The 23924-nt window shown below is 46.6% G+C and carries 41 protein-coding genes and 2 pseudogenes; all 43 read left to right on the plus strand.

Annotation, left to right across the window (positions count from 1 at the left end):
• Positions 1 to 351: 351 nt before the first annotated feature.
• The 43 genes and pseudogenes from HUG20_RS00795 to cwlD all read left to right on the plus strand — a co-directional run bounded on the left by HUG20_RS00795 (position 352) and on the right by cwlD (position 23854).
• Positions 352 to 618, plus strand: a complete 267-nt coding sequence (locus HUG20_RS00795; protein ID WP_200086911.1) for a hypothetical protein — start codon at positions 352 to 354, stop codon at positions 616 to 618.
• Positions 599 to 919 carry a PTS sugar transporter subunit IIB gene (locus HUG20_RS00800; protein ID WP_200086913.1) on the plus strand — a complete coding sequence of 107 codons (321 nt, stop codon included), beginning with the start codon at positions 599 to 601 and terminating at the stop codon, positions 917 to 919. Before HUG20_RS00795 ends, HUG20_RS00800 begins: the two co-directional genes overlap by 20 nt.
• A 15-nt stretch (positions 920 to 934) precedes the next feature.
• Positions 935 to 2239 (plus strand): PTS sugar transporter subunit IIC, encoded by a 1305-nt coding sequence (locus tag HUG20_RS00805; RefSeq protein ID WP_200086915.1) that lies wholly within the window; start codon positions 935 to 937, stop codon positions 2237 to 2239.
• 16 nt (positions 2240 to 2255) lie between these two features.
• On the plus strand, positions 2256 to 2597 hold the full coding sequence (locus HUG20_RS00810) for a PTS lactose/cellobiose transporter subunit IIA (protein WP_200090331.1): 342 nt from the start codon (positions 2256 to 2258) through the stop codon (positions 2595 to 2597).
• A gap of 312 nt (positions 2598 to 2909) precedes the next feature.
• Positions 2910 to 3218 carry a 30S ribosomal protein S10 gene (gene rpsJ / locus HUG20_RS00815; protein WP_200086917.1) on the plus strand — a complete coding sequence of 103 codons (309 nt, stop codon included), beginning with the start codon at positions 2910 to 2912 and terminating at the stop codon, positions 3216 to 3218.
• 30 nt (positions 3219 to 3248) lie between these two features.
• Positions 3249 to 3872, plus strand: coding sequence for a 50S ribosomal protein L3 (gene rplC, locus HUG20_RS00820; protein WP_200086919.1), 624 nt, complete (start codon positions 3249 to 3251; stop codon positions 3870 to 3872).
• 24 nt (positions 3873 to 3896) lie between these two features.
• Positions 3897 to 4520, plus strand: a complete 624-nt coding sequence (gene rplD, locus HUG20_RS00825) for a 50S ribosomal protein L4 (protein ID WP_200086921.1) — start codon at positions 3897 to 3899, stop codon at positions 4518 to 4520.
• The gene (gene rplW, locus HUG20_RS00830) at positions 4520 to 4807 is read left to right on the plus strand and encodes a 50S ribosomal protein L23 (protein ID WP_200086923.1); all 288 of its coding nucleotides are present in this window, start codon (positions 4520 to 4522) and stop codon (positions 4805 to 4807) included. The genes rplD and rplW overlap by 1 nt, the downstream gene beginning before the upstream one ends.
• Positions 4808 to 4833: 26 nt before the next feature.
• The gene (rplB, locus tag HUG20_RS00835) at positions 4834 to 5676 is read left to right on the plus strand and encodes a 50S ribosomal protein L2 (RefSeq protein WP_200086925.1); all 843 of its coding nucleotides are present in this window, start codon (positions 4834 to 4836) and stop codon (positions 5674 to 5676) included.
• 90 nt (positions 5677 to 5766) lie between these two features.
• On the plus strand, positions 5767 to 6045 hold the full coding sequence (gene rpsS / locus HUG20_RS00840; RefSeq protein WP_200086927.1) for a 30S ribosomal protein S19: 279 nt from the start codon (positions 5767 to 5769) through the stop codon (positions 6043 to 6045).
• 21 nt (positions 6046 to 6066) lie between these two features.
• Positions 6067 to 6408, plus strand: a complete 342-nt coding sequence (gene rplV, locus HUG20_RS00845) for a 50S ribosomal protein L22 (RefSeq protein WP_200086934.1) — start codon at positions 6067 to 6069, stop codon at positions 6406 to 6408.
• 3 nt (positions 6409 to 6411) lie between these two features.
• A complete protein-coding gene (gene rpsC, locus HUG20_RS00850; RefSeq protein ID WP_200086936.1) occupies positions 6412 to 7071 on the plus strand; it encodes a 30S ribosomal protein S3 in 660 nt (219 codons plus the stop codon).
• Positions 7072 to 7073: 2 nt separating this feature from the next.
• Positions 7074 to 7508, plus strand: coding sequence for a 50S ribosomal protein L16 (rplP, locus tag HUG20_RS00855; RefSeq protein ID WP_200086938.1), 435 nt, complete (start codon positions 7074 to 7076; stop codon positions 7506 to 7508).
• Positions 7498 to 7701 carry a 50S ribosomal protein L29 gene (gene rpmC, locus HUG20_RS00860; protein WP_200086940.1) on the plus strand — a complete coding sequence of 68 codons (204 nt, stop codon included), beginning with the start codon at positions 7498 to 7500 and terminating at the stop codon, positions 7699 to 7701. The genes rplP and rpmC overlap by 11 nt, the downstream gene beginning before the upstream one ends.
• A gap of 18 nt (positions 7702 to 7719) precedes the next feature.
• Positions 7720 to 7983: a 30S ribosomal protein S17 gene (gene rpsQ / locus HUG20_RS00865; RefSeq protein ID WP_200086941.1), complete on the plus strand. Its 264-nt coding sequence runs from the start codon at positions 7720 to 7722 to the stop codon at positions 7981 to 7983.
• 30 nt (positions 7984 to 8013) lie between these two features.
• A complete protein-coding gene (gene rplN / locus HUG20_RS00870) occupies positions 8014 to 8382 on the plus strand; it encodes a 50S ribosomal protein L14 (protein ID WP_200086943.1) in 369 nt (122 codons plus the stop codon).
• Positions 8383 to 8438: 56 nt separating this feature from the next.
• The gene (gene rplX / locus HUG20_RS00875) at positions 8439 to 8747 is read left to right on the plus strand and encodes a 50S ribosomal protein L24 (protein WP_200090332.1); all 309 of its coding nucleotides are present in this window, start codon (positions 8439 to 8441) and stop codon (positions 8745 to 8747) included.
• A gap of 30 nt (positions 8748 to 8777) precedes the next feature.
• Positions 8778 to 9317 carry a 50S ribosomal protein L5 gene (gene rplE / locus HUG20_RS00880; RefSeq protein ID WP_200086952.1) on the plus strand — a complete coding sequence of 180 codons (540 nt, stop codon included), beginning with the start codon at positions 8778 to 8780 and terminating at the stop codon, positions 9315 to 9317.
• 27 nt (positions 9318 to 9344) lie between these two features.
• Positions 9345 to 9530 carry a type Z 30S ribosomal protein S14 gene (locus HUG20_RS00885; protein WP_200086959.1) on the plus strand — a complete coding sequence of 62 codons (186 nt, stop codon included), beginning with the start codon at positions 9345 to 9347 and terminating at the stop codon, positions 9528 to 9530.
• Positions 9531 to 9560: 30 nt separating this feature from the next.
• Complete coding sequence (rpsH, locus tag HUG20_RS00890; RefSeq protein ID WP_200086962.1) at positions 9561 to 9959, plus strand: 30S ribosomal protein S8; 399 nt, start codon at positions 9561 to 9563, stop codon at positions 9957 to 9959.
• Positions 9960 to 9986: 27 nt separating this feature from the next.
• Positions 9987 to 10523: a 50S ribosomal protein L6 gene (gene rplF / locus HUG20_RS00895; protein ID WP_200086964.1), complete on the plus strand. Its 537-nt coding sequence runs from the start codon at positions 9987 to 9989 to the stop codon at positions 10521 to 10523.
• A gap of 50 nt (positions 10524 to 10573) precedes the next feature.
• Positions 10574 to 10936 (plus strand): 50S ribosomal protein L18, encoded by a 363-nt coding sequence (gene rplR / locus HUG20_RS00900; RefSeq protein WP_200086966.1) that lies wholly within the window; start codon positions 10574 to 10576, stop codon positions 10934 to 10936.
• A 21-nt stretch (positions 10937 to 10957) separates the two neighbouring features.
• A pseudogene (gene rpsE / locus HUG20_RS00905) lies at positions 10958 to 11454 on the plus strand (30S ribosomal protein S5).
• 12 nt (positions 11455 to 11466) lie between these two features.
• Positions 11467 to 11655 (plus strand): 50S ribosomal protein L30, encoded by a 189-nt coding sequence (gene rpmD / locus HUG20_RS00910; protein WP_200086968.1) that lies wholly within the window; start codon positions 11467 to 11469, stop codon positions 11653 to 11655.
• A gap of 31 nt (positions 11656 to 11686) precedes the next feature.
• The gene (rplO, locus tag HUG20_RS00915) at positions 11687 to 12127 is read left to right on the plus strand and encodes a 50S ribosomal protein L15 (RefSeq protein WP_200086970.1); all 441 of its coding nucleotides are present in this window, start codon (positions 11687 to 11689) and stop codon (positions 12125 to 12127) included.
• Positions 12127 to 13421: pseudogene (gene secY, locus HUG20_RS00920) on the plus strand (preprotein translocase subunit SecY). Before rplO ends, secY begins: the two are co-directional and overlap by 1 nt.
• A gap of 43 nt (positions 13422 to 13464) precedes the next feature.
• Positions 13465 to 14121, plus strand: coding sequence for an adenylate kinase (locus tag HUG20_RS00925; RefSeq protein WP_200086972.1), 657 nt, complete (start codon positions 13465 to 13467; stop codon positions 14119 to 14121).
• Entirely contained in the window at positions 14118 to 14864 is a 747-nt protein-coding gene (map, locus tag HUG20_RS00930; RefSeq protein WP_200086974.1) for a type I methionyl aminopeptidase, read from the plus strand. Before HUG20_RS00925 ends, map begins: the two co-directional genes overlap by 4 nt.
• A gap of 90 nt (positions 14865 to 14954) precedes the next feature.
• Positions 14955 to 15173, plus strand: a complete 219-nt coding sequence (gene infA / locus HUG20_RS00935; protein ID WP_114373692.1) for a translation initiation factor IF-1 — start codon at positions 14955 to 14957, stop codon at positions 15171 to 15173.
• A 68-nt stretch (positions 15174 to 15241) separates the two neighbouring features.
• Positions 15242 to 15355 carry a 50S ribosomal protein L36 gene (gene rpmJ, locus HUG20_RS00940; protein ID WP_200086976.1) on the plus strand — a complete coding sequence of 38 codons (114 nt, stop codon included), beginning with the start codon at positions 15242 to 15244 and terminating at the stop codon, positions 15353 to 15355.
• Between the two features lie 21 nt (positions 15356 to 15376).
• The gene (gene rpsM / locus HUG20_RS00945; RefSeq protein WP_200086985.1) at positions 15377 to 15742 is read left to right on the plus strand and encodes a 30S ribosomal protein S13; all 366 of its coding nucleotides are present in this window, start codon (positions 15377 to 15379) and stop codon (positions 15740 to 15742) included.
• A gap of 13 nt (positions 15743 to 15755) precedes the next feature.
• Complete coding sequence (gene rpsK / locus HUG20_RS00950) at positions 15756 to 16148, plus strand: 30S ribosomal protein S11 (protein WP_200086994.1); 393 nt, start codon at positions 15756 to 15758, stop codon at positions 16146 to 16148.
• Positions 16149 to 16300: 152 nt separating this feature from the next.
• A complete protein-coding gene (locus tag HUG20_RS00955; protein ID WP_200086996.1) occupies positions 16301 to 17245 on the plus strand; it encodes a DNA-directed RNA polymerase subunit alpha in 945 nt (314 codons plus the stop codon).
• Between the two features lie 38 nt (positions 17246 to 17283).
• The gene (rplQ, locus tag HUG20_RS00960) at positions 17284 to 17640 is read left to right on the plus strand and encodes a 50S ribosomal protein L17 (protein ID WP_200086998.1); all 357 of its coding nucleotides are present in this window, start codon (positions 17284 to 17286) and stop codon (positions 17638 to 17640) included.
• A gap of 301 nt (positions 17641 to 17941) precedes the next feature.
• Positions 17942 to 18778 (plus strand): energy-coupling factor transporter ATPase, encoded by an 837-nt coding sequence (locus tag HUG20_RS00965; RefSeq protein WP_200087000.1) that lies wholly within the window; start codon positions 17942 to 17944, stop codon positions 18776 to 18778.
• On the plus strand, positions 18754 to 19626 hold the full coding sequence (locus HUG20_RS00970) for an energy-coupling factor transporter ATPase (RefSeq protein WP_200087002.1): 873 nt from the start codon (positions 18754 to 18756) through the stop codon (positions 19624 to 19626). The genes HUG20_RS00965 and HUG20_RS00970 overlap by 25 nt, the downstream gene beginning before the upstream one ends.
• Positions 19627 to 19628: 2 nt before the next feature.
• Positions 19629 to 20429 carry an energy-coupling factor transporter transmembrane component T family protein gene (locus tag HUG20_RS00975; protein WP_200087004.1) on the plus strand — a complete coding sequence of 267 codons (801 nt, stop codon included), beginning with the start codon at positions 19629 to 19631 and terminating at the stop codon, positions 20427 to 20429.
• Between the two features lie 15 nt (positions 20430 to 20444).
• On the plus strand, positions 20445 to 21194 hold the full coding sequence (truA, locus tag HUG20_RS00980; RefSeq protein ID WP_200087006.1) for a tRNA pseudouridine(38-40) synthase TruA: 750 nt from the start codon (positions 20445 to 20447) through the stop codon (positions 21192 to 21194).
• A gap of 162 nt (positions 21195 to 21356) precedes the next feature.
• A complete protein-coding gene (gene rplM, locus HUG20_RS00985) occupies positions 21357 to 21794 on the plus strand; it encodes a 50S ribosomal protein L13 (protein WP_200087008.1) in 438 nt (145 codons plus the stop codon).
• A gap of 18 nt (positions 21795 to 21812) precedes the next feature.
• The gene (gene rpsI, locus HUG20_RS00990) at positions 21813 to 22205 is read left to right on the plus strand and encodes a 30S ribosomal protein S9 (protein WP_200087010.1); all 393 of its coding nucleotides are present in this window, start codon (positions 21813 to 21815) and stop codon (positions 22203 to 22205) included.
• 237 nt (positions 22206 to 22442) lie between these two features.
• Positions 22443 to 22589, plus strand: a complete 147-nt coding sequence (locus HUG20_RS00995; RefSeq protein WP_200087011.1) for a hypothetical protein — start codon at positions 22443 to 22445, stop codon at positions 22587 to 22589.
• Positions 22590 to 22656: 67 nt separating this feature from the next.
• Positions 22657 to 23088, plus strand: coding sequence for a DUF2521 family protein (locus HUG20_RS01000; RefSeq protein ID WP_200087013.1), 432 nt, complete (start codon positions 22657 to 22659; stop codon positions 23086 to 23088).
• A 64-nt stretch (positions 23089 to 23152) separates the two neighbouring features.
• Positions 23153 to 23854, plus strand: a complete 702-nt coding sequence (gene cwlD, locus HUG20_RS01005; RefSeq protein ID WP_200087015.1) for an N-acetylmuramoyl-L-alanine amidase CwlD — start codon at positions 23153 to 23155, stop codon at positions 23852 to 23854.
• Positions 23855 to 23924: the final 70 nt, after the last annotated feature.

A 23924-nucleotide genomic window follows, 5' to 3' on the forward strand; every position in this document is an offset into this window, starting at 1 on the left:
ATGATACACCTAGAGGTCCTTTAACCAGAAAGAAGATCACCTATCTGGAACACTCCATTGTAAAACAAAGAGGCGTTGGTTTCCACTGACTACTATATCACCTGGTAAATCCTAAGTAACGACAGAACTTGATGCGATTATCTTAGACACTATATATACGTTTTTTCAGTTGAGCATAGTAACTCCTTTAATAATGTTGATCGCTTTGCTCCTCGGCCAAAAACACCCGAAGTGTGCACTGTTTTTGCACACTTCTTGAATGTGCTATAAAAGCCCGCTATGATGGGCTTTTTATTTTTGGCATGATAGTTGCATTAAAAATTAATGATAATAAAGAAAGGAGGCGTAGATGTGCTAAGGAAGGTATCCTTTTGGTACACATTAACGTTTATTTTATTTTGGAATGGCTATGCCGCTCAGCAATATTTTACCGGACAACCGGGCGCCTTACAGCTTTTCCTTTTCGGCATTGGTTTTACAGTGGTTCTTCTAGCTACGACATGGTTCTCGAGATGGCTGATGAAACATTATAAAGTCGTGGACGAGAAAGCTGAGGAAATTTTATCTGCGAAATTCAAAAACAAGAGGAGTGAGCGAAATGGCAGAACAGTCTATTAAAGTGATTATTTTATGTAGTTGGGGCGCAACATCAAGTCAATTGGCTAAAAAAGTGGAGGAAGCGGCCACGAAAAGAGGAATCACAGCCGATATTTATGCAGGAGGAACCGGAGACTTTAAAGATAGAGCGGCCGATTATGATGTCGCTTTGCTCGAACCGCAAGTGCGGCATTTACGAAAAGAAGTAACACGCATCGCGGAGCCGCACAATGTCCCGGTAGAATTGGTTGAGCAGACCGCGTTTGCCCTTATGGACGGAGAAAAGGTCCTTGATCAAGCATTGAAATTAGCTGAAAAATAAGGAGGTGCTTCCGAGATGATTCAATGGCTGGAAGACCATTTAATGGAACCGCTCGGTAAGATTGCGCAAAATATATATTTGCAATCGATACGGGATGCTTTCGTTATTTTTGCATTGCCGGTCATTATCACCGGTTCCATTTTCCTGATCATTGCCAATCCGCCTGCTGAAATTGGCGGTATGCCGGTGTTGGGACCGCTTGTTGATATGTGGGTGAACGCGGTTGAGCCAATACAGGCCCAATTGTTGTTCCCCTTTCACTTAACCTTTGGTTTGATGGCTTTAGTCGTTGCTTTTGGGGTTGGCTACAGTCTCGGCCAACGAAAAGATATGGATGCTGTGATGGCAGGTATCTTGTCTATGCTCGCCTTTTTCATGTCAGCGTTCCCGGTCGTGGATATTGAACAAATCGAATTTGGGCAAGTGCTCGAATTTCTTGGTGGAGAGGGCTTATTTGTAGCCATTATTTTGAGTATTCTTGTGACGGAATTGATGAATTTTTTCATTAAAAAAGGATTCACCTTTGAAATGCCGTCGAGTGTTCCGCCTTATGTGTTGAGATCTTTTCGCGTGTTGATTCCATTTATGGTTATTTTGCCATTGGTATGGATCTTGCAGTGGATCGTGTATGCGAATTTTGACCTTACATTGCCGCAAGCCGTCATGGCGATTTTTCAACCGCTGGTAACAGCGTCGAATACCTATTGGGCAGCGCTCATCATGATTTTATTGATGGTCGTTTTATGGAGTATGGGTATCCATGGCATGAATGTTGTGTCTTCGGTCGTCTATCCGTTCTGGATGAGCCAACTTGCCGCGAATGCTGATGCGGTCTCCGCCGGTGAAGAAGCAACGGGCATTGTGACGGAACCCTTTTTCCATATGTTCACGCATATCGGTGGTTCGGGTGTCACCTTAGGTTTAGCTGTATTTATGGTGTTTTCGGCATCAGTTCAAATTAAACAAGTAGGAAAAACAGCGATCATTCCATCGATCTTTAATGTCAATGAACCGTTGATTTTTGGCTTACCGATTGTGCTCAATCCGATATTGATGATTCCATTCGTGATAGCGCCGGTCGTTGTTGTCACTATCAATTACATTATGTTCGCAACGGGTGTCTTACCGCCTGTGGTCGTGCAACCACCATTTACGGTACCGCTTGGTTTCGGTGGGTTTTTGGCAACAGGAGGATCATTGATGGCTGTATTGATTCAGGTCATAAATGTTCTTGTGGCCACGATGATATACTATCCATTCTTTAAACGTTATGAAAAACAGTTAGTAAAGCAAGAGCAATCAATTGAAGCGAAGGAATAAGCAGATGAAGAGGTGAATCAATATCGATTATGAAAAGACGATGACCCAATTAATCTTGCATGGTGGCAATGCCCGTGGTGCTGCTTACGAAGCATTGGATGCGGCTGAGGAAGAGGATTTTGAAACAGTGGAGTTGAAACTGGAAGAAGCAGATGAGGAATTTGTGGCTGGCCACAAATGGCAGACGGAGCTAATTTCCAATCAGGATGATGAAGCCACTCCCACTTTCTTAATGATTCACGCGCAAGATCATTTGATGACAGCCCAAGCAGAGCTTGTGTTAATTAAACGTTTGATCAATCAGCATCGTGAAATGGAGAAGCTAAGACAAAGAATATCGGTGTTGGAAAAACAATAAGGAAACGAGGTAGCAAGTGCCGGGGACTCCCGCCGCTTGCTGTTTTTTGGGGCTTACTTTGCGGTCTTTTTGCTTCGCTAGGAACGAATTAAGCCAAAACCTAAATTTCTGCTTGCAATCGCTGTTCGTAGCCTTTATAATGATTAGGTGTGACAAAGAAGGTGGGAGGAGGCCATGCATACGGACCTCCCCTTTTTGATTGTCAAGCGAAGAAGTGGAAGGTTGCCCGACACACCCGGCCCCTTTGCCATGGCGGGTGGGGGGAATTTTCACGGAGCAAGTCTGGAAATCAGACGAAAAGGAGGGTTAAACATGGCAAATGAGAAAATCCGAATCCGATTAAAGGCGTACGATCACCGAATCCTTGATCAATCATCCGCAAAAATTGTGGAGACCGCGAAGCGCTCCGATGCAAGAGTGTCCGGACCGGTGCCTCTTCCGACAGACCGATCAGTGTACACTGTTATACGCGCGACGCACAAGTTCAAGGATTCTCGGGAGCAATTCGAAATGCGCACGCACAAACGCCTTATCGACATTCTCAGTCCGACGCCGCAAACGGTAGACGCCTTGATGCGTTTGGATCTGCCTTCAGGTGTCGATATTGAGATTAAGCTCTAAATTTAACATGAAAAATAGGAGGTGTGACTGATGGCCAAAGGAATCTTGGGTAGAAAGATCGGCATGACACAGGTATTTAAAGAGAACGGCGATGTTGTTCCTGTAACTGTCGTTCAGGCAAACCCGAACATTGTCATGCAGTTAAAAACAGAAGCAAATGATGGTTACGATGCGGTTCAACTAGGCGCGGATGACAAAAAAGAACAGCGTGCCACCAAACCGGAAAAAGGCCATGCTGAAAAAGCAAGCACGGCGCCCAAGCGCTACGTTCGTGAATTTCGCAATATGAGTATTGGAGATCACGAAGTTGGTCAAGAGGTCAACGTTAATACATTTGCATCCGGCGACGTCATAGACGTTACGGGTGTTTCGAAAGGGAAAGGGTTTCAAGGTTCGATTAAGCGACACAACTACGCAATCGGTCCGAAATCACATGGTTCCCGCTATCATCGAGGTTCAGGCGCATTGGCCCCTATTGACACTTCTAAAGTGTTCAAAGGAACAAAGCTACCCGGGCAGATGGGCGGCAATCAAGTGACCGTGCAAAACCTTGAAGTCGTACAAATTGATGAAGAACGTAACTTATTGCTTATAAAAGGGAATGTGCCGGGACCCAAGAAGGGTTATGTAAAGGTGCAATCCGTTAGCCAGTAATGCTAAAAGAAAGGAGGAACCATCATGCCTAAAGTAACGGTATACAATCAAGCCGGCTCGGAAGTTGAGGACGCGGAACTTACCGATTCCGTTTTCGGTATTAAACCGAATGAAAGTGTTGTGCACGATGCGGTTGTCATGCAACAGGCTTCCCTTCGGCAAGGAACCCAAAAAGCAAAAACCCGTTCCGAAGTTCGCGGTGGCGGTGCAAAACCTTGGCGCCAAAAAGGTACGGGACGTGCACGCCATGGCTCCAACCGTTCCCCAATATGGACGGGCGGCGGTGTCATTTTTGCGCCGACCCCAAGAAATTATGGGTATAAACTTCCGAAAAAGGTTCGTCGCCTCGCACTTCGATCAGTACTTTCCGCAAAAGTACAGGATGATGAACTCATTGTTGTCGACGATCTACATTTTGACGTGCCGAAAACTAAAGAAATGATGACTATTCTTTCCAGTCTTTCCGCCGAGCAAAAAACGTTGATTGTCACAGCGGACGATGACGAAAACGTAAAGAAATCTGCGAACAATCTGCAGAACGTAAAAACCATCGACGCTAAAGGTGTGAATGTTCTGGATGTGATTAACAGCGATAAGTTAATCATCACGAAAAAGGCTGTAGAGAACGTAGAGGAGGTGCTTGGCTAATGGATGCTCGCGATGTGATTAAGCGCCCGGTCATTACGGAACGCTCTACAGAGATTATGGAAGATAAGAAATACACGTTTGAAGTGGACATTAAATCGAATAAAACCCAGATCAAACAAGCGATTGAAGAAATCTTTGAAGTAGACGTTGATAAAGTAAACACGATGAATTATAAACGCAAGTTTCGTCGTTTTGGTCGTTTCGAAGGCTATAAGCCCGCGAGAAAAAAAGCGATTGTAACTTTAACCGAGAACAGTGACGAGATCGAAATATTCGATGAAGTTTAAGTCTCACAGTAGAGGAGGGAAAACCAATGGCAGTTAAACGCTATAAGCCGAATACAGGCGGGCAACGTTTTATGACCGGGAAGAATTTCTCCGAAATCACAACGGATAGCCCAGAGCGGTCATTGCTTGCCCCGCATTCCAAAAATGCCGGCCGAAACAATCATGGTCGAATCACCACTCGTCACCAAGGTGGCGGCCATAAACGCAAGTATCGGATCATTGACTTCAAGCGCAACAAGGACGGGGTTCCGGGTCGAGTAGCAACAATTGAATACGATCCGAACCGCTCGGCAAACATCGCGCTCGTTCATTACGTAGATGGAGAAAAACGTTATATTCTCGCCCCAAAGAGCCTGAAAGTCGGAAGCAATATAACGTCAGGAACCGATGCGGATATCAAAATCGGGAACGCCCTTGAAATAAAGGACATTCCAATAGGCACAACCATTCACAACATTGAAATGAGACCCGGGAAAGGCGGCCAATTGGCACGCGCTGCAGGTGCGCATGCACAAATTCTCGGACGTGAAGGCAAGTACTCACTTGTTCGTTTGAAGTCCGGTGAGACTCGTCTTATTCTATCCACATGTCGGGCAACGATTGGACAAGTGGGCAACCTTGAAAACGAACAGATCAATATCGGCAAAGCCGGGCGCAGCCGATGGCTCAATAAACGCCCTACGGTTCGCGGTTCAGCCATGAACCCATCTGACCACCCGCACGGTGGTGGTGAAGGACGGGCACCGGTCGGACGCGATGCACCCGTATCTCCTTGGGGTCAACCGTCCGTTGGCTATAAAACGAGAAAAAGAAATAAACCTTCAAACAAATATATTGTTCAAGGCCGGAACAAAAAGAAAAGAAGATAATCGCGATCGGTTTAGCGCCAACACCCTAAGTCATCGAATTGGGGAGGCGCTATTCACACGTCGCGCCTGTACAAGAAAGGAGGCTTTTAAATGGGACGCAGTTTGAAAAAAGGACCATTTGTAGATAATCATCTAATGAAAAAGGTCGAAGCTATGGATGAGAATAACAAACGTGTGATTAAAACATGGTCACGTCGCTCCACGATATTCCCTAATTTTGTTGGACATACCATTGCTGTCCATGACGGACGCAAGCATGTGCCTGTTTTCATCCAGGAAGACATGGTCGGTCATAAACTTGGCGAATTTGCCCCAACACGAACGTATCGGGGACACGACAAGGACGACAAAAGAACGAGACGACGTTAACAAGAGAGGAGGTAGACTACAATGGAGGCTAAAGCAGTTGCGAAGCAAGTTCGTGTCGCTCCTCGAAAAGCACGGATGGTCGTTGATCTCGTGCGCGGCAAAGACGTCGGAGAAGCCATTTCCATACTACGGCATACAACGAGAGGCGTGTCGCCAACTGTGGAGAAGGTATTAAAATCCGCGATTGCCAATGCGGAGCACAACTATGAAATGGAACCGGAAGATTTAGTGATCAGCAAAGCTTACGTGGATGAAGGTGTCACCTTGAAACGTTTTCGCCCGCGGGCAATGGGACGTGCATCCAGGATCAATAAACGAACAAGTCACATCACAATCATTGTTTCAGAAAAGGAGGAAGGATAAAGCGTGGGTCAAAAAGTTAATCCCATAGGTTTTCGGATTGGCGTAATCCGTGACTGGGAATCAAAATGGTACGCAGAAAAAGAATACGCGACGTTGTTGCACGAAGACGTAAAAATTCGCGAGTATATTGAAACGCGTCTCAAAGATGCTTCCATATCGACAATTGAAATTGAACGGGCAGCAAATCGGGTGAATATTAATATTCACACAGCTAAGCCCGGCATGGTGATCGGTAAAGGCGGTTCCGAAGTTGAGGCATTACGAAAAAACTTAAATGCTCTCACCGGTAAACGTGTGCACATCAACATTTCTGAAATTAAGCAAGCAGATTTGGATGCGAAGCTCGTCGCTGAAAACATCGCTCGCCAGTTGGAAAATCGCGTATCTTTTCGCCGTGCAATGAAACAATCGATCCAGCGTACAATGCGTGCCGGAGCAAAAGGGATTCGCACAGAAGCAAACGGACGTCTCGGTGGTGCGGACATGGCACGTTCCGAGAGCTATAATGAAGGAACTGTACCATTGCATACGTTGCGAGCGGACATTGATTTTGGCACAGCAGAAGCAGACACCACATACGGGAAGATTGGTGTAAAAATATGGATATACCGTGGAGAGGTTCTTCCCACGAAAGGTGACCGTACAGACGAAGGAGGCGACTAAACATGTTAATGCCTAAACGCGTGAAATACCGTCGTCAAATGCGTGGCCGTATGAGAGGTCGTGCTAAAGGCGGCACGGAAATCACATTTGGTGAGTATGGCCTGCAGGCCCTGGAAGCATCCTGGGTTTCAAACCGACAGATTGAAGCCGCTCGTATCGCAATGACTCGTTACATGAAACGTGGCGGTAAAGTTTGGATCAAAATTTTCCCCGATAAACCTTATACTGCAAAACCGTTGGAAGTCCGCATGGGCTCCGGGAAAGGTGCGCCGGAAGGTTGGGTAGCCGTTGTCAAACCCGGCAGAATTATGTTTGAAATTGCAGGTGTCAATGAAGAAGTGGCACGAGAAGCATTGCGTCTTGCATCCCACAAGCTTCCGATCAAATGCAAATTTGTGAAACGTGAAGAAATGGGTGGTGAGGCAAATGAAGGCTAAAGAAATTCGGGAAATGACCACGACGGAAATCGAGCAAGAAACGAAATCATTAAAAGAAGAACTGTTCAACCTTCGCTTTCAACTGGCAACCGGTCAGTTGGATAACCCCGCCCGCATCCGCAATGTTCGTAAAGCAATCGCCCGTGCCAATACCGTTTTGAGGGAAAGAGAACTTGGCATAAACCGAGGGTAAAAAGGAGGTAATCGACAGATGAGTGAACGTAATGATCGAAAAGTACGGATCGGTCGCGTTGTTTCCGATAAGATGGATAAAACGATCACCGTTGTCGTTGAAACGTATAAACGAGATAAGCTATACGGCAAACGCGTCCGTTCTTCAAAGAAATTTAAAGTACATGACGAAAAGAATGAAGCGAAAGTAGGCGACACCGTTAGAATAATGGAGACACGTCCGTTGTCCAAAGATAAATACTTCCGCCTCGTTGAAATCGTCGAAGAATCAGTGATTATTTAAGACATCTTTGATTGAAGGGAGGCCGTGAAAATGATCCAGCAAGAGTCGAGGCTAAAAGTTGCCGATAACTCAGGTGCACGGGAAGTGCAATGCATTAAAGTGCTCGGGGGTACTGGGCGAAAAACCGCAAACATCGGCGACATGATTGTCTGTTCCGTCAAAAATGCAACGCCAGGAGGCGTTGTCAAGAAAAACGAAGTTGTGCGCGCGGTCATCGTTCGTTCCCGCAGTGGTGTAAGACGGACGGACGGCTCGTATATCCGATTCGATGAAAACGCAGCGGTCGTGATCCGTGATGACAAGAGCCCAAGAGGCACGCGAATATTTGGACCGGTTGCGCGTGAATTGCGCGATAGCCAGTACATGAAAATTATATCGTTAGCACCGGAAGTGCTTTAATACTTGGCAAGAACCATTGATGAGGGAGGTGCGAACCAATGGCGCAACAACCGAAATTGCATGTGAAAACAGGCGATAAAGTTAAAGTGATTACCGGGAAAGACAAAGGGATGGAAGGTGAGATCATCGGAGCTTATCCCAGCCGTGAACGTGTCCTTGTTCAAGGTGTCAATACGGTGACCAAACACATGAAACCTTCACAGGATAACCCGCAAGGGGGCATCGAAGATATGGAAGCGCCTATCCATGTATCAAACGTGATGCTCATTGATCCGAAAAGCGGTGAACCTACCCGGGTCGGTTATAAAACCGAAGACGGCAAAAAGGTACGCATTGCAAAAAAAACCGGAGAGGTTATTGATTAGTAACGCTTGCTGAAAGGAGGCCCGAAAATAATGAACGCTTTAAAAGAACGTTATAAAGACGAAATTATGCCCCGCTTACACGACCAATTCAATTATCCATCGATCATGGCAGTTCCGAAGATCGAAAAAATTGTGATCAACATGGGCGTGGGCGAAGCTGTATCCAATCCGAAGACCTTGGATAATGCCATGGAAGAACTCGCTTTAATCACAGGGCAAAAACCGATCGTAACAAGAGCGAAACGGTCGATTGCGGGATTTAAACTGCGAGAGGGGAACCCGATCGGTACGAAAGTGACCCTTCGCGGAACACGCATGTATGACTTTCTGGAAAAGTTGATTCACGTATCTTTGCCTCGTGTTCGCGACTTTCGCGGGATTTCAGGAAAAGCATTCGACGGCCGCGGAAATTACACGCTCGGTGTAAGGGAACAGTTGATTTTTCCGGAAATTGAATATGACAAGATTGACAAAGTCCGCGGAATGGACATTGTGATTGTAACGAGCGCCGAAACGGATGAGGAAGCGAAAGAATTGCTTACTCAAGTGGGCATGCCTTTTCAACGATAAATATCAAAACGAAGGAGGGAATGCATTTTGGCTCGAAAAGCGATGGTCGAAAAGCAAAAAAAACCTCAAAAATATAAGGTTCGCGAATACACCCGTTGTGAACGATGTGGACGGCCGAACGCTGTATATCAAAAGTTTAAGCTTTGCCGGATTTGTTTCCGTGATCTTGCGTATAAAGGACAGATCCCCGGTGTGAAAAAAGCAAGCTGGTAAAACCTGAAAGATGGAAGGAGGTTTATCGATATGGTTATGACAGATCCGATTGCCGACATGCTTACGAGAATTCGCAACGCTAATACCGTTCGTCATGATAAGCTGGAATTGCCGGCATCAAACTTAAAAAAAGAGATTGCGCAAATCCTTAAACGTGAAGGGTATGTACGCGATGTTGAATTCGTGGACGATAAAAAGCAAGGGGTTATCCGTATTTTTCTTAAATATGGGCAAGGAAATGAACGAGTTATCTCCGGACTAAAAAAGATCAGCAAACCGGGATTGCGCGTATATGCCGGTTCCGATGAAGTTCCCCGCGTGTTGAACGGATTGGGCATCGCGGTTATTTCGACTTCATCAGGAATTGTTACAGACAAAGAAGCCCGCAAACAAAACATTGGTGGAGAAGTACTCGCCTACGTATGGTAAGCGTGTGCGAATGGAGGTGTAATATAAATGTCACGTATCGGTGTGCTACCATTAGAAGTACCGGATAGTGTAACGCTTACGGTCGACGACGGACATGTAACGGTGAAAGGGCCAAAGGGGGAATTGTCCCGTCAGTTTAATTCTGGCATCGTGATCACTCATGAAGAAGGGGTCGTTACGACTAAACGTCCATCTGATCATAAAGACCACCGTTCCATGCACGGAACGACAAGAAGCCTCATTGCAAACATGGTGAAAGGTGTTACGGACGGTTTCGAAAAAAGCCTTGACCTTGTCGGTGTTGGTTACCGTGCATCAAAATCGGGCAACAAGCTCGTACTAAACGTTGGCTATTCACATCCGGTTGAAATGGAAGAACCGGAAGGCATTGAATTTGAAGTGCCATCTAATACAAGAGTGCTTGTTAAAGGAATCGATAAACAATTGGTTGGAGCCGTCGCTTCGGATATTCGTTCCGTTCGCAAGCCGGAACCCTATAAAGGAAAAGGGATTCGCTATACGGATGAAACGGTGCGAAGCAAAGTTGGAAAAACAGGCAAATAAAACCAATGCCAAATGCTGCCTGAAGCAGGCAGGAAAGGAGGAAAGTTTTCATGGTGGCAAAAACTAATAAGCAGACGGCGCGCAAACAGCGTCATAACCGAATACGAAAAAAGTTAAGCGGAACTTCGGAACGCCCGCGCTTAAATGTTTTTCGTTCTTCAAGTCATATCTATGCCCAACTTATCGATGATATAAAGGGTGAAACGTTGGCAGCCGCGTCTACGTTGGATCCTGAATTCAAACAGGAAAATGGCGGAAACGTGAATGCTGCTAAAGATGTGGGGGCGCTTGTTGCAAAGCGCGCGCGTGAAAAGGGATATGAAGATGTCATTTTTGACCGTGGAGGCTATATCTATCATGGACGTGTAGCGGCACTGGCTGATGCTGCTCGTGCGGAAGGCCTGAAATTTTAAAGCATGAAGGAGGGACAATATATGGCCATTGATCCGAACAAACTTGACTTGGAAGAACAAGTCGTTGCTATTAACCGTGTTTCAAAAGTAGTAAAAGGCGGTCGCAGCTTTCGCTTTGCAGCGATTGTCGTTGTTGGTGACCGCAACGGGCATGTAGGTTTTGGCATCGGGAAAGCCAATGAGGTACCCGAGGCTATTCGAAAAGCTGTGGAAAGCGGAAAGAAAGCTCTCATTAAAGTTCCTCGTGTAGGTACGACGATCCCTCACGAATTGGTAGGGCGTTACGGAGCCGGCAAAGTGTTGCTGAAACCCGCGGCTGAAGGTACGGGGTTATCGCCGGAGGTCCTGTGCGTGCGGTTCTTGAACATGCCGGGGTAAATGATATTCTTTCAAAATCACACGGCTCAAGCAATCCGATCAATATGGTTCGTGCCACGCTACAAGGTTTGAGCGAATTAAAAACAGCTGAAAATATTGCCAGACTACGCGGCAAAAGCGTCGAAGAATTGCAAGGATAGGAGGGAGTACAAGTGGAAAATAAACTGGAAATCACCCTCATCCGCAGTCTGATTGGCAGACCGGAAGACCAGCGTGTAACGGTACGGACACTGGGACTGCGCAAAGTAAACCACTCGGTGATCCAAAAGGACGATCCTGCCATTCGCGGAATGGTTAACAAAGTATCCCACCTTGTAAATGTAAAAGAAATCAGCGGTTAAGGGAACGCTTCAAGACAGGAGGTGTGAAAACATGAAGTTGCACGATCTAAGACCAAAAGAAGGTGCTCGCAAAAAAGGGATCCGTCCCGGACGAGGGTATGGGTCAAAGCGCAGCAACACCGCCGGCCGAGGAGAACACGGTCAAAAATCTCGTTCAGGGGGGAATGTACGGCCGGGTTTCGAAGGCGGGCAAAACCCGATCTACAAACGGTTGCCTAAACGCGGATTTACAAATCCAACTCGGAAGGCGTATACCGTTGTTAATATTGAAACCCTCAATCGTTTTGAAGATGGAACGGAAGTTACGCCGAAGTTGCTCATCGAGACCGGCACCGTCAAAAAAGAAAATGATGGCATTAAAATCCTTGGGAATGGTCAATTGGAGACAAAACTGACAGTGAAAGCCAATAAATTTTCTGCCTCTGCAGTTAAGGCAATTGAAGCAGCCGGCGGTCGAACCGAGGTGGTTTAATGTTTAAGGGCTTAGCCAATATATTTCGTGCAGCAGATCTGCGTCGAAAAATATTCTTCACCCTGGCAATGCTCATCGTCTACCGTATTGGGACATTCATCCCAATCCCCGGATCCGATAGCGACGTTTTGGATTTCCAGGGGGAAGCATCAGCTTTCGGTTTTCTTGACACGTTTGGGGGGGAGCACTCGGCAACTTCTCCATTTTTGCGATGGGTGTCTTCCCTTATATTACTGCTTCCATTGTCGTTCAGCTCTTGCGGATGGATGTTGTCCCGAAGTTTACGGAATGGTCAAAGCAAGGGGAAGCAGGAAGAAGAAAACTGGCACAGTTCACTCGTTATTTCACCGTCTTATTGGCGTTTATTCAGGGATTGGCAATGTCCATCGGTTTTAATGCCCAATTTCCGGGACTTATTCCGGACCCGGGAGTTGCCACTTACCTACTTATCGCGCTCATCATGACCGCAGGGACCACCTTTCTCATGTGGTTAGGGGAGCAAATCACTGCAAAAGGGGTAGGGAACGGGATTTCCATTATGATTTTTGCCGGTATTGCTGCCGGTATTCCAAATGGGCTAAATCAAATTTACGCTACGCAAATCGAAGGTGCGGGCGAGCAACTGTTTATGGGCATTGTTACCATCCTATTATTGGCACTTGCGGTACTCTTGATTATTGTCGGTGTCGTCTTTGTACAGCAAGCGATTCGTAAAGTGTCAATCCAATATGCAAAAAGGGTGGTTGGCCGCCAGTCAACAGCAGGTGCGCAATCCACGCATCTTCCACTGAAGGTGAACTCTGCAGGGGTTATCCCGGTCATTTTCGCGATGGCGTTATTTATCTTTCCGCCGACAGTTGCAAGCTTTTTGGGAGAAGACAACGCGATTGCCCAATGGGTAATCAATAATTTTGATTACACGCAACCGGTTGGGGCAATTGTGTACATCGGATTAATCATTGCTTTTACGTATTTCTATACGTTTGTGCAGGTTAATCCGGAAACGATGGCAGAGAACCTGAAAAAGCAAGGTGGTTATGTTCCCGGTATTCGTCCCGGTAAAACAACGGAACAGTATATTCGCCATATCCTGTATCGACTTACGCTTGTCGGCTCTCTATTTTTGGCCACGGTTGCGATTTTGCCGGTGTTCTTTACGACTCAACTCGGATTGCCTGAAGCGATTCAAATCGGGGGCACGGGCTTGCTCATTGTTGTCGGTGTTGCACTGGACACGATGAAACAGATCGAAGGACAATTGCTGAAACGTAGCTACAAAGGGTTCATAAAATAAGGAGTAGCGAGTAAGACTAACGCGGGATATAAGGAGAGGTATCATGGATTTAATTTTAATGGGACTTCCGGGTGTCGGGAAAGGAACACAAGCGGGTACGATCAGTGAAGAGTACCGGATTCCCCATATATCAACAGGGGATATGTTCCGGGCGGCAATCAAAAACGAAACCGAACTCGGCATAAAAGCAAAGCGCTACCTTGACGAGGGGGAACTTGTGCCTGATGAGGTGACAATTGGAATCGTTCGGGAACGATTGGGTGAAGATGATTGCGCAAAAGGATTTTTGCTTGACGGATTTCCGCGCACAATCCCTCAAGCGGAGGCGCTACAGGACATTCTTACTGATCTTAACCGTTCGCTCGATTTTGTCATTAACATTGAAGTCCCTAAGGAAACGTTGATCAAACGTTTGGCAGGTCGTCGTGTCTCCCCTTCTTCCGGTGAAACGTACCACGTGGATTACAATCCGCCAAAAGTGGAAGGGATCTGTGATGTGGACGGCAGCAAGCTCATCCAACGTGATGATGACAAACCGGAAATGGTCAAAAAACGCCTGGAAGTGAACATTGAACAAACGCAACCGCTGATTGATTTTTATAGCCAAAAAGGTTATCTCCGCAATATCGATGGGAACCAAGAGATTGATGAGGTGCACGGGGATATTGCTCAATTATTGGAAGGTTTGCAGCATGCATGATTATTCGTAAAACCGATCGGGAATTAAAAATTATGCGGTACGCCGGAAAAATAGTGGCGTTGACCCATGAAGAACTTCAACGTCATATTAAGCCGGGGATTACAACCGCTGAACTTGACCAAATCGCAGATCATTTTATACAATCGTATGATGCCGTTCCTTCATTTAAAGGTTATCATGGATTTACCGGGAGTATTTGTACTTCCGTAAATGATGAACTTGTTCACGGTGTACCGGGAAACAGAGTGTTAAAAAACGGCGATATCATTTCCATTGATATTGGAGCGAAGATTCACGGATACCATGGTGATTCTGCGTGGACGTATCCTGTTGGTGTAATAACAGCCGAAACGGAGCAACTCTTGGAAGTGACCCGGAATGCTTTATACAAGGGGCTTGCGGAAGCAAAACCGAAAGAAAGACTCTCTAATGTCTCTCATGCGATACAGACATTCGTGGAGAAACATGGGTTCTCGGTTGTCAGGGAGTATGTAGGTCATGGTGTTGGTCAAGACTTGCATGAAGACCCGCAAATCCCTCATTTCGGCCCCCCTGGAAAAGGAGTCCGTTTGAAACCGGGGATGGTGCTTGCCGTTGAACCGATGATAAATATGGGCGAACGTTATGTCCATACTTTGGATGACAATTGGACAGTGGTCACAACGGATGGGAAAAACTGCGCACATTTTGAACACACGATTGCAATTACGGATGCAGGATATGAAATTTTGACACAAACTTGATACCGACGTGTGACTAATGCCAAATTGCGCCACGTGATGATGCAATTTCGTAGAGGCTACCTGATATTAGGAAGGGAGGAGAGTAAATCCATGGCCAAAGATGATGCGATTGAAGTGGAAGGCACTGTTATCGAGCCTTTGCCAAACGCCATGTTCAGAGTGGAACTGGAGAATGGTCATCGAATACTCGCGCATGTTTCCGGCAAGATCCGCATGCACTTTATCCGTATTTTACCCGGCGATAAGGTTACTGTGGAACTTTCCCCATATGACCTTTCCCGTGGTCGAATTACGTATCGATACAAATAACAATCGCAGGAGAACACTGCAACAGTTCCTTCTGGGAAAGTTATCGATCACGAAGGAGGGAAAGAAAAATGAAGGTCAGAGCTTCCGTAAAACCGATGTGTGAACGATGTAAAATCGTTCGCCGCGAAGGTACAGTAATGGTGATATGTTCAAACCCGAAGCATAAACAAAAACAAGGTTAACCATAAAGGAGGTGTATGTTCATGGCACGAATTTCAGGAGTTGACGTTCCTCGTGACAAACGGATCGTTATTTCACTCACGTACGTTTACGGGGTTGGAAAAAGCCGTGCGCAAAGTATTCTTCAGGAAGCGGACGTACCGATGGATACTCGGGTTCGCGATCTTACGGATGAAGAACTGGGGCGCATCCGAACCGCTGTCGGAAACTACACGGTAGAAGGGGATCTTCGCAGGGAAAAGTCTCTTAACATTAAACGTTTAATCGAAATTGGTTCCTATCGTGGTATCCGTCATCGTCGCGGCCTTCCTGCCCGTGGACAAAGTACGAAAAATAATTCCAGAACCGCGAAAGGTCCTCGGAAGACGATCGCGAATAAGAAGAAGTAAGGAGGTTTAAAAAATGGCTAAACCGAAAACAACATCCCGCAAAAAGCGTCAACGTAAGCATGTGGATTCAGGAGTTGCCCATATTCGTTCCACATTTAACAATACCATCGTGACGATTACGGATACGCAAGGAAATGCATTGGCATGGGCAAGTGCTGGCAACCTTGGCTTTAAAGGATCACGTAAATCCACCCCTTTCGCTGCTCAAATGGCAGCTGAAACAGCTGCTAAGGGAGCGATGGATCATGGTATGAAAAATGTGGAAGTTGCCGTAAAAGGACCGGGTGCCGGCCGTGAAGCAGCTATTCGTTCACTGCAAGCAACCGGGCTTGAAGTGAATGTTATCCGTGATGTTACACCTGTTCCCCATAACGGTTGCCGCCCTCCAAAACGTCGCAGAGTATAACACGTCATAGACCATTATAAGGTTTGAAAACATTGCGTTCTGTCAATAATGGTTAGACAAAGTGGGCATCAAAATAGCGGACTTTATGTACGGTGAATGGTGAAGTGTGTAATACGGATGCTGACGTTTTAAAGGAGGGTATCATTTAAAAGATGATCGAAATCGAAAAGCCGAGCATTGAAACGATTGAAGTCAGTGAGGACGGCAAATATGGGAAGTTTGTAGTTGAACCGCTTGAACGTGGCTATGGAACAACCTTAGGAAACTCCTTACGTCGAATTCTGTTATCCTCCCTACCGGGATCAGCGATTACGAATATTCAAATCGATCAAGTCCTTCACGAGTTCTCAACAGTGGAGGGCGTCGTGGAAGACGTTACCACCATTGTGCTGAATTTGAAAAACTTGGCTCTCAACATCCATTCCGATGATGAGAAAGTGCTTGAAATTGAGGCAAGCGGCGAAGGTGCAGTAACTGCACAAGATATCAATCACGATAGTGATGTTGATATTTTGAATCCTGAGCTTCACATCGCTACGCTTAATCAAGGTGCGAAATTTCATATGAAAATGACCGCCAAACGCGGCCGTGGCTATGTTCCTGCCGATGGAAACAATCACGAGGACTTAGCCATCGGTGTCCTTCCGATCGATTCGATTTTCACACCGGTTGACCGAGTGAATTTCCAAGTCGAAAATACGCGCGTCGGGCAGATTACAAACTATGATAAGCTAACGCTTGATGTTTGGACGGATGGGAGCATTCGCCCTGAAGAAGCTGTGTCTCTAGGCGCCAAGATCATGAATGAACATTTAAGCATCTTTATCGGTTTGACAGACCAAGCACAAAATGCGGAAATCATGGTGGAAAAAGAGGAAGACCAAAAAGAAAAAGTATTGGAGATGACAATTGAAGAGCTGGATTTATCGGTACGTTCTTACAATTGTTTGAAACGCGCAGGCATTAATACCGTTCAGGAGCTCACACAGAAATCAGAAGAAGACATGATGAAAGTGCGCAACCTGGGACGGAAATCCTTGGAAGAAGTGCAAGAGAAACTGGGAGATCTAGGTCTCGGCCTTCGCGATGAGGAATAAACGCATCCAAACCATTGGTCAAAAGGAGGGAAATAACTGTGGCATACAGAAAGCTGGGAAGAGATAGTTCAGCACGAAAAGCGTTATTTCGTGATCTCGCAACGGATCTTTTGATCAACGAAAAGATTGTGACCACGGAGGCAAAAGCTAAAGCGCTACGTCCGATTGTGGAAAAAACAATCACGCTCGGCAAAGGTGGCACTTTGCATGACCGTAGACAAGCGGCAGCATTTATCCGTAAGGAAGCGGCAGAAGAAGACCAGGATGCCATTCAAAAATTGTTTGATGACATCGGCCCACGCTACGAAGAGCGGCAAGGCGGCTATACACGCATTATTAAAATGGACCCGAGAAAAGGGGACGGCACCCCAATGGCCGTCATCGAACTCGTTTAATAGGTGTGAGGGCAGGACGATTCCAAAGTCGCTGTCCTTTTTCTTTTGTTAACTACATGGGCATTATGGTTAACAAATAAGTCGACGCATGATACAATTTTATTTGTCTCGGTGGTAAGCGCCAGCAATTCCGGAGATCAGATTTCAGAGGGCAGAGGTCGGAGAGACCATTTTCAAGAAATGATCTTCCGAATTCCGCTGTCTGATTTCCGGACAAGCAGGCGACTAATTCCGAATGGTTTGACTTGTAACGTGACACGGTAAAAGCTTTTTAGCAGAAGCAAGAATAGGAGGAAGAACGATGCCGCCCCTGATTCATTGTGAACATCTGTATTTTCGCTATCGGGAAGAACAGGATTTCATTTTACAAGACCTTTGTTTGCAAATAAATCAAGGGGAATGGGTGGCATTGTTGGGGACGAACGGTTCCGGCAAATCTACGTTTGCCAGAATGTTGAATGCACTATTGCAGCCGGAGAGCGGTACGGTCATGGTTAGGGGTTTGCAGGCGGATAAGGAAGAAAACATATGGCAAATCCGCCAAACGGTAGGGATGGTGTTTCAAAACCCGGACCATCAATTTGTCGCTGCCACCGTACGGGATGACATTGCTTTCGGGCTTGAAAATGCCGGTATCCCACGCCAAGAAATGCTCGATCGTATCGAAGAAGCAAGTGAGCGGGCGGGGATCGAAGATATGTTATTCGCCGAACCTCATCGTCTTTCGGGCGGGCAAAAGCAACGGGCGGCAATCGCGGGCATTCTTGCCCTGCGTCCGGAGATCATGATTTTTGATGAAGCGACGTCCATGCTGGATCCGAAGGGCCGGGGAGAAGTCATGCAAACGATGGCTGAGCTCAACCAGTCCGGGATTACGATCATTATGATTACACATGAGTTAGAAGAAGCGCTTAAAGCAAGTCGGGTTGTTTTTATGGAGCAAGGGAAAACGTCGCGGGACCAACCGACTTATGACTTTTTCCAAGCCCCTGATTTTTTGCTTTCCCGATCGTTTACGTTGCCGTATTTTTTACGTATGCAGGTAGCCTTACAAGCGCAAGGCGTCCATTTGGGCGATTTATCGCTAAGCGAACATGAATGGGTGGAGCGATTATGCACATCTCCTTTCAAAATATAAGTTATTCTTATATGATTGGTTCTCCGTTTGAAAAACAAGCGCTTGATCATGTGGATATCATGATCGAATCGAAGGCGTTTACGACACTTGTGGGCAGCACCGGTTCGGGGAAATCGACGTTAGTGCAATTGATCAATGGACTGTTGCTTCCCACGTCGGGACAGGTCCAATGTGGCAGTTTCCGTTTGCATCGAAAATCAAAACGGAAAGAAGTGAAACCGTTGCGCCGAAAAATCGGCATGGTTTTTCAGTATCCCGAGCATCAGCTGTTTGGCGCTACGGTTGAAGAAGACATGTTGTTTGGCCCTAAGCATCTCGGCTTAGATGTAGAGAGGATCCGTAAACGGCTTCCCGAGCTTTTGGATGTTGTAGGCATTAGCGACAAGGTGCTTCCTGTTTCGCCTTTTAATCTTAGCGGTGGGCAAATGAGGCGCGTCGCCATTGCCGGTGTGCTTGCCGCCGACCCTGAAGTGCTGATCCTCGATGAACCTGCTGCCGGCCTTGATCCCGCCGGCCACCGGGCGCTATTGGATTTATTGAAAGACTGGCATGATAGGCATGGCTTAACGACGATCCTTGTCACGCATGACATGGAAGATGCCGCGCGTTATGCCGATGAGGTTATCGTGATGGGACCCGCAGGAAAGCCGGTGATAAGCGGTGCACCGGCACAGGTTTTCCGGGAGGCAGATCTGTTAGCCGATATCGGGTTGGCTGCCCCGCCTTCGGTTCGAATGGTCCGTGCCTTGCAAGAAGCAGGGTGGGATATCGACAACCTCCTATTGGAACCGGAAGCATTGGCATCGGTCGTTGCCGATCAGTGGGTAAGTGAAAAAGAAGAGGGATAGCCATGTTACAAAACATCGTCATCGGACAGTATGTTCCTGTTTCATCGCCCATGCATCGATTGGATTCGAGAGCGAAACTTTTATGTTTGCTTGCCCTTGCCGGTATCGTCTTCTTGGCAAATGAATTTTGGAGTTACAGTGCGTTGCTGGCAGCTGTCGGATCGTTTGTGTTGTTGTCACGGGTGCCATTAAAATTTTTTCTTAAAGGATTATTACCGGTCTTTATTTTAGTTATTTTTACATTTTTTCTTCATGCTTTTTTTACGAATGAAGGGCAGGTTCTTTTTACGATTCTCGGTTTTTCCATCTATAGCGGCGGGATTGAGCAAGGGGTGTTCATCGCTGTGCGGATTGGGGCGCTCGTCGTTTTTGCCTCATTGTTGACATTAACGACGACGCCGATTGATTTAACCGATGGACTTGAATTTTTCTTGCGACCCTTTAAGCGGTTTGGTCTTCCTGCCCATGAAATGTCCTTAATGATGTCGATTAGCATTCGCTTGATTCCAACTTTACTGTTGGAAGCGGATCGGATATTGAAGGCCCAGGCAGCACGTGGAGCGGATTTTACAAAAGGATCATTGAAAACGAGGCTGGAGACGATGACGGCTTTTATCATCCCGCTATTCGTCCGTTCATTTAAACGGGCAGAGGATATGGCTACGGCGATGGACGCACGTGGTTATCGAGGCGGGGAAGGGCGAACGAAATTGCGTGTCCTTAAGTGGCGCTTGCAAGATACGGTTGCTTGTCTTGTGGTCGTAGGCGTTGGCGCTGTGCTAGCTTTGTTACGTGATTTTTAGGAAGGATGCGGCTTTATGGTACGTTGGAAGGCAACGATTGCCTATGATGGCACTCATTTTTCCGGGTGGCAAGTGCAACCGGGGAAGCGGACAGTGCAAGGAGAGCTAGAAAAAGGACTCACAAAATTGCATAAAGGAAAAAATAAAAAAGTGGTCGCCTCCGGACGCACCGATGCCCATGTGCATGCCCGCGGGCAAGTTGTTCACTTTGATTCTGGGTTACAAATTGCGGGTGATCGCTGGCCGTGGGCATTCGCTTCGGTATTGCCGCCGGATATGCAGGTGTTAAGCGCAGTGCCCGTTTCTGACGATTTTCACGCCCGCCATGATGCGAAGGCCAAGGAGTATCGTTATTTTCTCCGCGTCGGGCCGGAGCATGATTTATTTCAACGTCATTACGTTTATCACGCATATAAAAACACATTCGATCACGCATCCGTTCAACGATCATTGCAGCTATTGGTTGGCACTCACGATTTCTCGGCCTTTTGCGCGAGTAACACGCCTGTGCAAAATAAAGTGAGGACGTTAGATTGCGCTACGTATATGCACATAGCGGAAAATGCGTGGTGCTTTCGTTTGCAAGGAAATGGTTTTCTTTACAATATGGTACGGATCATCGTCGGAACAGCCATTGATATCGGCCTGCGACGCCTCAATGTCGAGGATATGGGCCGAATTTTGCAATCCCGTGACCGCCGGGAAGCAGGAAAAACGGCACCAGGACATGGGTTGTATCTATGGAAGGTGTATTACGCCCCTTAAAGGCGATTACTGCGCGGCATCCGGTTATTTTTCATTATTGACATTGCCGGACGATTGTTATACGATGTTAGTTGGCATTTCGTCCTCCACTAGCCCCGGAGTTACGAAGATGATGAACGAAAAAATAGAAGAAAAGCGATTGAAAAAGGAGGGAATCCCCCAATGCGTCAGACATATATGGCCAAAGCAAGTGAAATCGAACGCAAATGGTATGTCGTCGATGCTGAAGGAAAAAGACTCGGACGTCTGGCAAGCGAAGTTGCAACCATTTTGCGCGGGAAAAATAAACCGGAATTCACGCCGCACGTGGATACAGGTGACAATGTCATTGTTATCAACGCGGAAAAAGTGGAACTTACCGGCAACAAAATTACGGATAAAATGTATTATCGCCATAGCGGACATCCCGGTGCTTTAAAATCTACGCGAGCGTTGGAAATGCGTAAAAACAAGCCGGTAAAAATGGTGGAACTTGCCGTACAAGGCATGCTTCCAAAAAATGCGCTCGGCCGACAAACATTTAAAAAACTGCACGTATATGCAGGACCAAACCATAAACATGAAGCACAAAAACCGGAGAGCTTGGAGCTCCACGGATAACAAAAAGGAGGGATTGAATTGGCATCTTTGCAATATTATGGAACAGGCCGGCGCAAAAACGCCGTTGCGCGGGTATTCCTTTCACCGGGAAACGGAAAGGTAACGATCAACAAACGGGAAATGGATGATTACTTTGATCACGAAACGCTCAAAACGGTCATTCATCAGCCGCTTGTGGAAACTGGCACCGATGGTCAATATGATTTAAAAATCACAACGAAAGGCGGCGGCTTCACCGGGCAAGCGGGAGCGATTCAGCTTGGTGTCGCACGTGCTTTGTTGCAAGTTGATCCGGAATACCGGAAAGTGCTTAAGGAAAATGGATTGCTCACACGTGATTCCAGAATGAAGGAACGGAAGAAATACGGACTCAAGTCCGCACGCCGTGCGCCGCAATTCTCAAAGCGTTAAGAGCGAAGCGTTATTATGGATGGATACAGCCCTCAGGAAAAATGCCCTGTGTTGGCTGTATTTTTTTAGTGTAAGGATTTGACCAAATGTTTCTTAAGTAGGGACTGCTGAATAATGGAAAAAGACTGGCACATAAGCATTTTCCGTTGGTGTTGTCGAAGCTGGATGCAAGGAAATCCATCCTATAAACAAAAAAACCCTTGCACTTCTGGCAACGTACGGAGGGGCGGTGCTGCAATGGCGAGCCTCCAGCGGAAAACCGGACGCGTCAGCGCCGGTTTTGCGCGAGGAGGCTTGACCGGTTCGTCCGCGGAAAGCAAAGCCATGGAAGCGGCATCCCGGCTTCAGCTGATAACTGCAAGTTGTTCAGCAATCCCTAAATAAACCGCCCTCCCATTCCCAGACATGTTTCGCTCGGTTGAATCTCACACTAATATTGAGGGGGGCAAGCATGGGATCAGTCGTATCTTTTCAAGAGCATAAGCGTTTAAAGGACTGGGAAGTGGAGAAAAAGTTATTGCACACGCTGAGCATGGAAGATATGGTCTATGCTACTGAAAAATACCTTATCCCCGTGTGTGCTGATTTTCAATTCCGCCACTCTTTTTTAGAGGAAATTTGCATGGATGTGGCGATCGAAACGTTTATCTCCTCGGCCAAACGAGGAATGACCGAGGCCAGAACCGGCAAGCAACAAGCCAATACCGAAGATGAAGAACAGGTGAACCAGCGTGCGGCTGAACTGAAAGCATTTATGGTTGACTGGATTCAAGATGAGCATATCAACCGTGGCCAGATCGCGAGTGGTGCTGAAGCTTATGTGCAACATTGGTGGCAAGTCGGTTTTAAAACAGGCAAAAATCAATCGCAATTGCGTCTTTAGGCGGGCATACGCCCGTCCCTTTTTTCATAGGATGAACTATCCCTTCGAAAAGGATGTTCTTTTTATGAAGAAAATGATCTGGCTTGCCTTTCCCCTTTTGGCAATTGCTTTGATTGTCGGTGTGTATAATATTTTTTCCGCTTATTGGTCAGAAAATACAAGTGGTTTATTACCGCTTAGCGGCCAGGTAATTGTGATCGATCCCGGCCATGGGGGAGTCGATGGGGGTTCGAGTTCCCGGGAAGGACTCATGGAAGATGAAGTGGCATTAGAAATTTCTTTTAGGCTTAGGGATTATTTACAATCAGCAGGTGCTCTCGTACTGATGACGAGGGAAGAGGATGTTGATTTAGCTGCTCCTTCCACAGAAGGATTACGCAATCGAAAAGTAGAAGATTTGCAAAAAAGAGTGCAATTAATTAACGAATCGGGAAGCGATTTGTTCATTAGTTTGCATCTGAACGCGGGTTCTTCTAATTGGCGCGGTGCACAGACGTTTTATAATCCGGCCTTTACGGAAAGTCAAATGATGGCAGAAACTGTCCAAGGGGAATTGACACGGCAGTTGGAAAATACAAATCGAAAAGCCGCGGGCGTGAATAACATCTATATGCTTGATTCGGCGGAAATCCCCGGTTTGCTTATTGAAGCAGGATTTCTGTCTAACCCGGAGGAGGCCGGACGTTTTGAAGACGAGGAATATCTCGACCAAATGGCTGCCTCCATTTATCAAGGATTAGCACGCCATTTTGATGCTGATCAATGAAGATTCAGGCGTTTCGATTAAATCCCATTCCCAAGGTGTGATATACTGGGGGCATCCCTCGATATCAACC

It is taken from the genome of Salicibibacter cibi (assembly GCF_016495865.1).
Taxonomy (GTDB): domain Bacteria; phylum Bacillota; class Bacilli; order Bacillales; family Marinococcaceae; genus Salicibibacter; species Salicibibacter cibi.